Here is a 9,211-nt window from a genome sequence, read left to right on the forward strand (position 1 = left end):
GCAAGCTGAGCGGGATCAACCCACAAGCCTGGTTTGCCGACACGCTCGCCCGCCTCGCCGCCGGCCATAGCGCCACCGCCCTCGATCAGCTCATGCCCTGGAACTACGCGACCGCCGTGGCCTGAGAACATCGCTTACGCCTCAATGCCAAAGCCCGCGATACTCGATCGCGCTCAACCCGGCACTCCCTGGCGGCGGAGGATAAGGAAGCATCCACAGCTTTCGCGCACGCCCCGACGCTCGCCGCTTGAGCCGTGGCGCATCGCGCGTAAACGGGGCGCATGGCCACCCTAGCGCTCGCGACTCCGTCCGTTCCCGAACCCCAGCAGCTGCCGCGCAACGTCGAGGCCGAGGCGGCGATGCTCGGCGCGATGATGATCGACAACCGGCTCGCCGACGACCTGGTCGACAAATTGGAGCCGGCACATTTCTTCGAGCCGCTGCACGGGCGGATCTTTGCCGCGATCAAGACGCTGCGCGGCAACGACATGCTGGCGACCCCGGTGACGCTGCGGCCGATGTTCGATGCGGACGAGGGAATGAAGGAGCTGGGCGGGCCGGCGTATCTCGCCGGGCTGACGGGATCGGGCGCCGGGCTGATCGGGGCCCGGCAGTTCGCGCAGCAGATCTACGACCTGGCGATGCTGCGTGCGCTGGTCAGCGTGGGCCGCACGCTGGTCGACCGGGCGATGGACACCAGCGAGGAGGTCAACCCGCGCGGGCAGATCGAGCTGGCCGAGGAGGAGCTGTTCAAGGTCGCGAGCGACGGCGGCGCGGAGAGCTCGGTCAAGACCTTTGCGCAGGCGACGACCGCGGCGGTGAAGATGGCGGAGCGGGCGCTGAATTCCGGGGGCAATTTGTCGGGGGTGACGACGGGGATCGACTCGATCAACGCCAAGATCGGCGGGATGCATCATTCCGACCTGATGATCCTGGCGGGGCGGCCGGGAATGGGCAAGACATCGCTCGCCACCAACATCGCGTTCAACGCGGCGCGGCGGTGGATGCGCGACATGGGCGACGGCATCGCGCCGGCCGATTCGGTGGGGGCGAAGGTCGCGTTCTTCTCGCTGGAGATGAGCGCCGACCAGCTGGCGACGCGCATCCTGGCGGAGCAATCGGGGATCAGCTCGGAAAGCCTTCGCATGGGCAAGATCAGCAAGGCCGAGTTCGGGCAATTGGCGGCGGCGGCGGCGGAGCTGGAGAATCTGCCGCTGTTCATCGACGACACCGGCGGGCTGTCGATCGGCGCGCTGCATACGCGGGTGCGACGATTGCAGCGGCGGCACAACAACGAGATCGGGCTGGTCGTCGTCGACTACCTCCAGCTGCTGACCGGCAGCGGCAAGAACAAGGACGGTAACCGCGTCCAGGAAATATCCGAGATCAGCCGCGGGCTGAAGACGATGGCCAAGGACCTGGACGTGCCGGTGCTGGCGCTGTCGCAGCTGTCCCGCGCGGTGGAGCAGCGCGAGGACAAGACGCCGATGCTGTCGGATCTGCGCGAATCGGGGTCGATCGAGCAGGACGCCGACATGGTGTGGTTCGTGTACCGCGAGGATTATTATGTCGCCGCCAAGGAACCCAAGCGCCCGGTCGAAGGCGACACCGCCAAGATATTCGAGGACCATGCGGCGTGGATGGTCGACATGGAGCGATGCTATGGCCTGGCCGAGCTGATCGTCGCCAAGCAGCGCCATGGCGCGACCGGCAAGGTCAGAATGAAGTTCGATCCGACGATCACAAAATTCTCGGATTACGCGGGGTATTGAGGCGCGGAAGGTGAGGCTAAGGTGAGTCCAATGCGCGTGGCCGCGGCGGGTGGATGTTCACGCCAGGAACCCGGCGTATCAAAGTTCGCGTCCACCGCACGGCATGCGGACATTGCAGAAAACTGACAATGGCAAAGAACGCGTAGGGCGTAGCGCGGCGGTCGCTTGTAGGACAGCGTCAATGTCCGTCAGGGTGACCAAGGCTTTACGGCTGCCCGGTTCCCCCCGCCGCGCCGTAGACGTGGCCAGTGGTGAAGCTGGCCTGGTTGTCGGCGAGCTGGACGTAGATCGAGGCGAGCTCGGCGGGTTGGCCGGGACGCTTCATCGACGTGTCGCCGCCAAAGTTGGCGAGCTTTTCCGCGGTGGCGCCGCCGGAAACCTGCAAGGGCGTCCAGATCGGGCCGGGTGCGACGCCGTTGACGCGGATGCCCTTGGGACCGAGCTGTTTGGCCATCGACTTCGTGAAATTCATCATCGCGGCCTTGGTCATCGCGTAATCGACGAGGTTCTCCGACGGATCGTACGCCTGTTCGGAGGTGGTCTGAATGATCGACGAGCCCGCGGGCATGTGCGGCAACGCGGCCTTGGTGATCCAGAACATCGCGTAGATGTTGGTCTTCATGGTCGCGTCGAAATCATCGGAGGTGATCTCGGCGAGCGTCTGCTTCTGCTGCTGGCGGCCCGCGTTGTTGACGAGGATGTCGAGCCCGCCGAGCTGGCGCACCGCCTGGTCGACCATGCGCGTGCACCATGTCTCGCTGCGGATGTCGCCGGGAAGCGCGACCGCCTTGCGGCCGGCGGCGCGGATCAGCTCGACGACTTCGCGCGCGTCGGGCTCCTCGGCAGGCAGGTAGCTGATCGCGACGTCCGCGCCCTCGCGCGCGAAGGCGATCGCGGCGGCGCGGCCCATGCCCGAGTCGCCGCCGGTGACCAGCGCCTTGCGACCCGCCAGGCGGCCCGAGCCGCGGTAGCTAGTCTCGCCGTGGTCGGGGCGCGGGGTCATCTTGCCTGCGAGGCCGGGGAAGGGCTGCATCGCGGTGCTGAAGGGCGGGCGCGGGTATTTGGTGGTGGGGTCGACGAGGGTTGCGGCGGGGACGGCACCTTGCGCGCCGGCGGGGGCGGCGAGGCCGGCAGCGGCGAGTCCGGCCACGGTGCCGCCGACCACGGTGCGGCGCGATACGTTGGTGTCGGGTTCGTCGGCCATCGCAATTCTCCTGATGTTGGAGCCGCGAACGAGCGGAAGACGTGTTGGTTCACCGCGGTACCAACCTTGGTTACGGAGAAACCCGGATCGTCAGAAGATCGGGTCTTCGCCTGGCTTCGTGGCGACGTGGATGCCGCATTCGACCTTGTCCCACCCACGCCAGCGGCCCGCGCGGGGGTCTTCGCCGGGTTGGACCTTGGACGTGCAGGGAGCACAGCCGATCGACAGATAGCCTTGCGCCTCGAGCGGGTGGCGGGGGAGCGCGTGTTCGGTAAAATAGGAGTCGAGGCGGGGCTTGTCCCAGTCCGCCAGCGGGTTGATCTTGAGGCGGCCCTCGTCGGCCTCGAAGCGGGGGAGCGCCTGGCGGGTGCCCGACTGGAACCCCTTGCGCCCCGAGATCCAGGCGTCGAAGGGGGCGAGTGCGCGGCGGAGCGGTTCGACCTTGCGCAGGTCGCAGCAGCCGTCGGGATCGTAGGACCAGCGCAGGCCGGTCGCGTCCTTGGCGGCGAGCAGGCGCGGATCGGGGCGATAGACGCGCAGATCGGTGAAGCCCAGCCGTTCGGCGAGTTCGTCGCGGTAGGCGAGGGTTTCGCCGAAGATCTTCTGGGTGTTGGTGAAGACGACGGGCACGTCGCGGTCGATGCTCGCGACCATGTGGAGCAGGACCGCCGATTCGGCCCCGAAGGACGATACCGCGGCGATCCTGCCGGCCAGCTCGCCGCGGATGACGGTGGCGAGCATCGCCGGCGCATCGACGCCTTCGAAGCGGGCCTCGTAATCGGCGGCTTCGGCAGCGGTGTAGAGGCGGCCGAGGTCGATCGTGTCGAGCGCGCGGGCGGGTTCACCCATGACGGCGTTTCCAGATCGGCGCGGCACCGTCGGTCGAGGCCTGGTAGTTAAAACCGTAGCGGTCGAGGCTGCGCTTGAGCGTATCGGCGTCGATCTCCGCCTCGGGCGCGAAGCTGTCGAAGCCGCAGCGGCGCATGAGCGGGAGCTGGTCGACCAGCACGTCGCCCGCGGCGCGGAGCTCGCCGGTATAGCCACCCTCGCGCAGGATCGCGGCAGCGGAATAGCCGCGGCCGTCGCGGTAGCTGGGGAAGCTGACCTCGATCAGCGCGAGCTGGCCCAGGTGGGGGAGGAGCGCGCGCGCATCATCGCCCGCCTCCAGGCGGACGGCGTTGGCGTTGGTCTGCCCGGCGAGGAACGCGTCGAGGGTGATCGCGGGCTCGTCGTGGGGAGCGTCCGAGCGGAAGCGAAGGAGGGGCTCGCCGCCGACGTCCGCCTGATCGGGATCGCCCTCAGCCATCCTGCGCCTCCGGGAGACGCGCGATCACCTTGATCTCGAAGTGGAAGCCGTACAGCCAGGTCACGCCGACGCCGGTCAGCGTCGGATAGGGTGCCTCTCCCCAATAGTCGGGGAACACCTTCCACAAGGTCTCGAAATTGGCTTCGGGATCGACGATGAAGACGGTGACATCGACCACGTCGTCGAAGGTGCAGCCCGCCGCCTCCAGGATCGCGTTGAGATTGTCGAAGGCGAGCCGCGCCTGAGCTTCGAGATCGGGCTCGGGCGACCCGTCGTCGCGGCTGCCGACCTGACCCGAGACGAACAGGAACCCGTTGGATCGCACCGCGGGCGAATAGTTGTTCTTGTCGTACAGCGCCCGCCGGCCGGCGGGGAACACGACGTCACGCTTGGCCATAGATGGCCTCCTTGAATGTATCGAAGCCGACGCGGCGGTAGGTGTCGAGGAAGCGTTCCTGCGGTTCGCGGATGGCCAGGTACCGTTCGGTAACGCGCTCGATCGCGTCGACGACGCCGTCTTCGGAGAAGCCGGGGCCGGTGATGCGCGCGAGGCTGACGTCGTCGGCGCCCGAGCCGCCCAGCGAGAGCTGGTAGTTTTCGGTGCCCTTCTTGTCGACGCCGAGGATGCCGATGTGGCCGGCGTGGTGGTGGCCGCAGGCGTTGATGCAGCCTGAGATCTTGAGCTTGAGTTCGCCCAACTCGTGCTGGCGGTCGGCGAAGCGGGTCGAGAGCTTCTGCGCCAGGGGAATGGAGCGGGCGTTGGCGAGGCTGCAATAGTCGAGGCCGGGGCAGGCGATGATGTCGCCGATCAGGTCGAGGTTGGCTTCGGCAAGCCCGACGGCGTCCAGCGCGTTCCAAACTTCTCTAAGGTCGCGCTTAGCGACATGGGGAAGAACGAGGTTCTGCGCGTGGGTCACGCGTAACTCGTTGAAACTGAAGCGTTCGGTCAAATCGGCCACCAGGTCGATCTGGTCGGCCGATGCGTCGCCTGGGATGCCGCCGGTAGGCTTAAGGCTGATCGTTACGATAGCGTAACCGTTCTGCTTGTGCGGACGGACGTTCTGGTCGAGCCAGACGGCGAAGTCGGGGTCGGTGCGGTCGATTTCGTCCGATGCGACAGGATCGAACGCGGGCTCCGCGAACATGGCGGTGATGCGCGCGAGCTCGGCGGCGGGCGGGTCGATGCCGAGCGCCTTGACCGCGGCGAACTCCTCCTCGACCTGGGTCCGGTATTCGTCCGGGCCGATCTCGTGGAGCAGGATCTTGATCCGCGCCTTGTAGATGTTGTCGCGGCGGCCGTAGCGGTTGTAGACCCTGAGGCACGCTTCGAGGTAGCTCATCAGCTCGTCGGCGGTCACGAAGTCGCGGATTTCGTGGGCGATCATCGGGGTGCGGCCCATGCCGCCACCGACGAAGATCTTTGCGCCGAGGATGCCGTCGCGTTCGAGCAGCTGGATGCCGATGTCGTGGAGGCGCATCGCGGCGCGGTCCTCCTGCGCGGCGATGACCGCGATCTTGAACTTGCGCGGCAAGTAAGTGAATTCGGGGTGGAAGGTGCTCCACTGGCGGATGAGCTCGGCCCAGGGGCGCGGGTCGGTCACCTCGTCGGCGGCGGCGCCGGCGAACTGATCCGAGCTGATGTTGCGGATGCAATTGCCCGAGGTCTGGATGGCGTGCATCTCGACGGTGGCGAGCTCGGCGAGGATGTCGGGTGCGTCCTCCAGCCGAATCCAGTTGAACTGGATGTTCTGGCGCGTGGTGAAGTGGCCGTAGCCCTTGTCGTAGGTCCGCGCGATGTGCGCGAGCATGCGAAGCTGCCGGCTGTTGATCGTGCCATAGGGGATTGCGACGCGCAGCATGTAGGCGTGGATCTGGAGGTAGAGCCCGTTCTTGAGCCGCAGCGGCTTGAACTGGTCTTCGGTCAGCTCGCCCGATAGCCGGCGCGCGACCTGCTCGCGAAACTCGTCGACCCGCGCGGCGACGATCGAGCGGTCGAACCGGTCGTATCTATACACGCGCCGCCTCCTTCTCGATCGGCAGCTCGGGATGGATCGCGAGCGCCGGATGCACGCTCGGGCCGGCGGCGCGGATGCGATCCTTGATATGGCGGGGGAGCGGACCCCCAACGGTCATGTCGGCATCGACCTCGATGGGGATGTTGACGCGGCGCGCCGCTTCCTCCGTGGCGATGATCGCGGCCCCGGCGTCGCCGACATCGACCGCGTCGGACACATGGCTCGACCAGCCGCTGCCGGTCCACCACGTCACCTCACCGGTGGCGAGATCGTTGCCGACCAGGATCTTCACGCGAGCGCCTCGGCGCGCGCGGCAAGCGTCAGCAGCTTGTCTTCGGCGTCGCCGAGCTGCGCGACCTCGCCGACGACGATGATCGCCGGACTCTTCACGCGCTCGCGCCGCACCATCTCGCCGAGGTCGGTGAGCAGAGTCCGCATCGCACGGCTGCCGGGAAGCGATCCGCGCTCGATCACCGCGACCGGCAGAGCGGGCGAGACGCCGTCGGCGATCAATTTGTCGGCGATCGCGCCGGCATTGGCGATGCCCATGTAGATGACGAGCGTGCGGCCGACGCCGGCAAGGCCCGACCAGTCCTGATCCGACAGCCCCTTGCATTGGCCGGCGACGAACGACACCGCGCTCGACCAGTCGCGGTGCGTGAGCGGCATGAACGCATCCGCTGCGCAGCCGAGCGCCGCAGAGACGCCGGGCACCACCTCGACGCGGAGCCCTGCGGCACGCACCGCCTCGACCTCCTCGCCGCCGCGGCCGAACACGAACGGATCGCCGCCCTTCAGCCGCACCACGACCGCGCCGATCTTCACATGCGCGACGACGAGCGCGTTGATCGCGGACTGGGGGAGGGTATGACGGCTGCGCTGCTTGGCGACCGAGATGCGTTGCGCATGGGCAGGAGCGTGATCGAGCACGCGGGGATCAATCAGCCCGTCGTGGACGACGACGTCGGCCTCGCGCAGCGCTGCGACCGCCTTGAGCGTCAGCAGCTCGGGATCGCCGGGGCCGGCGCCGACCAGGATCACCTTGCCGCGCGATTGAGGATCGAGAGCGCTCACCATGATCGCGCAGATGGCGCGCGCACTGCGATGCGGCAAGACAGGAAGGGTTGAAGCAACGGTAGAAGAGCTTGGGAGACGCGGAGATGCGCTACTTTGGCACATGGTCCTTCAGCCCCACGCCGATCGACGCGCGCACCTGCTCCGTCTCCGACGACACCACTGGATACGCGCAATAATCTGCCGCGTAATAAGCGCTTGGCCGATGGTTGCCCGAGAGGCCGACGCCGCCGAACGGGGCATTGGAGGGCGCGCCGTTGGTCGGGCGGTTCCAGTTGACGATGCCAGCGCGGATCGATCCCCAGAACCGATTGTAGAGTTCGGGCGCGCCGCCGATCAGCGACGCCGATAGGCCGTAGCGCGTCGCATTCGCCTCCGCGATCGCGGCGTCGAAATCGGGCACGCGGATCAGCTGGAGGATCGGGCCGAACATCTCCTCGTCGACGCGGTTGGCGACATCGGTCACGTCGATCAACGCGGGTGAGAGAAACGGCTTGTCGGGATCGGGCCGTTCGAGGTGCTTGATCGCGCGACCGCCCTTCAAGATCAGATCGAGGAAACTTTCCTGCAGATGATCGGCCGAGCCATTGTCGATCACCGGCCCCAGGAAGGGAGCCGGCTTGTCGTGCGGCGCGCCGACGATCAGCCGCTCGGCGATGCGCGCGATCTCGCGCACCAGCGGCTCCTCGGTGCCGTCGCGCACGATCAGGCGGCGAGCGGCGGTGCAGCGCTGGCCCGCGGTCATGTAGGACGACTGGATCACCATCGTCGCCGCCGCCGCGATATCGGGCGTATCCCACACGACGATCGGGTTGTTGCCGCCCAATTCGAGCGCGAGGATCTTCTGCGGCGTCTCGGCGAACTGGCGGTGGAGCGCCATGCCGGCGCGCGCCGACCCGGTGAACAGAAGGCCGTCAATGTCCGGGTGCGCGGCGAGCGCGCGGCCCTCGTCCGGGCCGCCGACGAGCAGTCGGATCACATCGTCGGGCACGCCGGCCTCGTGATAGAGCGAAACCATGAACGCGCCGGTCGCCGGAGTCTTCTCCGACGGCTTGAAGACGATGCCGTTGCCCGCAATCAGCGCGGGGACGATGTGGCCGTTGGGCAGGTGCGCCGGGAAGTTGAACGGCCCGAGCACGCCCAGCACGCCATGCGGCTTGTGGCGGAGCGCCGTGCGCGCGCCCATCGCGCCTTCCATCTGGCGCTGCGCCGTGCGCTCCGAATAGGACGACACCGAAATCTCGACCTTGTTGATCACTGCCTCGACCTCGGTGCGCGCTTCCCATAGCGGCTTGCCGGTCTCGCGTGCGAGCAGGTCGGCGAAGGTATCGGTCTTGCCCCGCGCGACGTTGGCGAAGCGGCGCATCGTCTCGATGCGATAGGTGAGCGGCCGCGCCGCCCATTGTGCCCAGCCGGCGCGGACGGTCGCCACCTCGCAATCGGCGTCGCCCACAGGCGCGCGCCAGAGTTCGGCGCCCGTGCAGGGCTCGAACGAGACGAGGTCGGCGGTCATGCAAAGAAATCCTCCCGACTGTCGAACAGCATTGTTCGCAGGCTCAGGTCAAGAAGCGTCCAGCGACTGAGCGGTTCCTGAACGGCTGGTCAGAGACTGAAGCGCCTCGCCCATGCGACGAATGCTCGCGATCTTGGCATGGAAGGGCGCCCAATCGGCCGCGGAGTCGATCGCCGCCCAGATCGCCTCGACCTCGTCGATCAGCATCGAGCAGGGCGCGGGGTTCGACCAATAGGGGTGATCGAGCGAGCCGGCCGGCGTGCGCGTGGCGAGAAGCGCAGCGAGGCTGGTGAACGGCTGGACGGCGTAAGCGTCATCCGCGGGCGA

Annotated in this window: 10 protein-coding genes and 1 pseudogene; 2 read left to right on the forward strand and 9 right to left on the reverse strand. The window is 67.4% G+C overall.

Going from position 1 to position 9,211, the window contains the following annotated elements; all coding sequences use genetic code 11:
• Nucleotides 1-14 precede the first annotated feature (14 nt).
• Complete coding sequence (locus ACE5C1_RS16745) at nt 15-125, forward strand: transposase domain-containing protein (RefSeq protein WP_374945225.1); 111 nt, start codon at nt 15-17, stop codon at nt 123-125.
• A gap of 156 nt (nt 126-281) precedes the next feature.
• On the forward strand, nt 282-1,772 hold the full coding sequence (locus tag ACE5C1_RS16750; protein ID WP_374945216.1) for a replicative DNA helicase: 1,491 nt from the start codon (nt 282-284) through the stop codon (nt 1,770-1,772).
• A gap of 205 nt (nt 1,773-1,977) precedes the next feature.
• Here ACE5C1_RS16750 and ACE5C1_RS16755 read toward each other — a convergent pair whose 3' ends face one another.
• The 9 genes and pseudogenes from ACE5C1_RS16755 to ACE5C1_RS16795 all read right to left on the reverse strand — a co-directional run.
• Nucleotides 1,978-2,976 carry an SDR family oxidoreductase gene (locus tag ACE5C1_RS16755; RefSeq protein WP_374945217.1) on the reverse strand — a complete coding sequence of 333 codons (999 nt, stop codon included), beginning with the start codon at nt 2,974-2,976 and terminating at the stop codon, nt 1,978-1,980.
• Nucleotides 2,977-3,066: 90 nt separating this feature from the next.
• A complete protein-coding gene (locus ACE5C1_RS16760; RefSeq protein ID WP_374945218.1) occupies nt 3,067-3,825 on the reverse strand; it encodes a phosphoadenylyl-sulfate reductase in 759 nt (252 codons plus the stop codon).
• Nucleotides 3,818-4,282 carry a DUF934 domain-containing protein gene (locus ACE5C1_RS16765; protein WP_374945219.1) on the reverse strand — a complete coding sequence of 155 codons (465 nt, stop codon included), beginning with the start codon at nt 4,280-4,282 and terminating at the stop codon, nt 3,818-3,820. The genes ACE5C1_RS16760 and ACE5C1_RS16765 overlap by 8 nt, the downstream gene beginning before the upstream one ends.
• The gene (locus ACE5C1_RS16770; protein WP_374945220.1) at nt 4,275-4,679 is read right to left on the reverse strand and encodes a RidA family protein; all 405 of its coding nucleotides are present in this window, start codon (nt 4,677-4,679) and stop codon (nt 4,275-4,277) included. Before ACE5C1_RS16770 ends, ACE5C1_RS16765 begins: the two co-directional genes overlap by 8 nt.
• On the reverse strand, nt 4,666-6,297 hold the full coding sequence (locus ACE5C1_RS16775) for a nitrite/sulfite reductase (RefSeq protein ID WP_374945221.1): 1,632 nt from the start codon (nt 6,295-6,297) through the stop codon (nt 4,666-4,668). The genes ACE5C1_RS16770 and ACE5C1_RS16775 overlap by 14 nt, the downstream gene beginning before the upstream one ends.
• Complete coding sequence (locus tag ACE5C1_RS16780; RefSeq protein WP_374945222.1) at nt 6,290-6,589, reverse strand: DUF2849 domain-containing protein; 300 nt, start codon at nt 6,587-6,589, stop codon at nt 6,290-6,292. The genes ACE5C1_RS16775 and ACE5C1_RS16780 overlap by 8 nt, the downstream gene beginning before the upstream one ends.
• Nucleotides 6,586-7,374, reverse strand: coding sequence for a uroporphyrinogen-III C-methyltransferase (cobA, locus tag ACE5C1_RS16785; RefSeq protein ID WP_374945223.1), 789 nt, complete (start codon nt 7,372-7,374; stop codon nt 6,586-6,588). Before cobA ends, ACE5C1_RS16780 begins: the two co-directional genes overlap by 4 nt.
• A gap of 88 nt (nt 7,375-7,462) precedes the next feature.
• Entirely contained in the window at nt 7,463-8,884 is a 1,422-nt protein-coding gene (astD, locus tag ACE5C1_RS16790; RefSeq protein WP_374945224.1) for a succinylglutamate-semialdehyde dehydrogenase, read from the reverse strand.
• Nucleotides 8,885-8,932: 48 nt separating this feature from the next.
• Nucleotides 8,933-9,211: pseudogene (locus ACE5C1_RS16795) on the reverse strand (hypothetical protein); the annotation flags it as partial.

The organism is Sphingomonas sp., from assembly GCF_964263785.1.
Taxonomy (GTDB): Bacteria; Pseudomonadota; Alphaproteobacteria; order Sphingomonadales; family Sphingomonadaceae; genus Sphingomonas.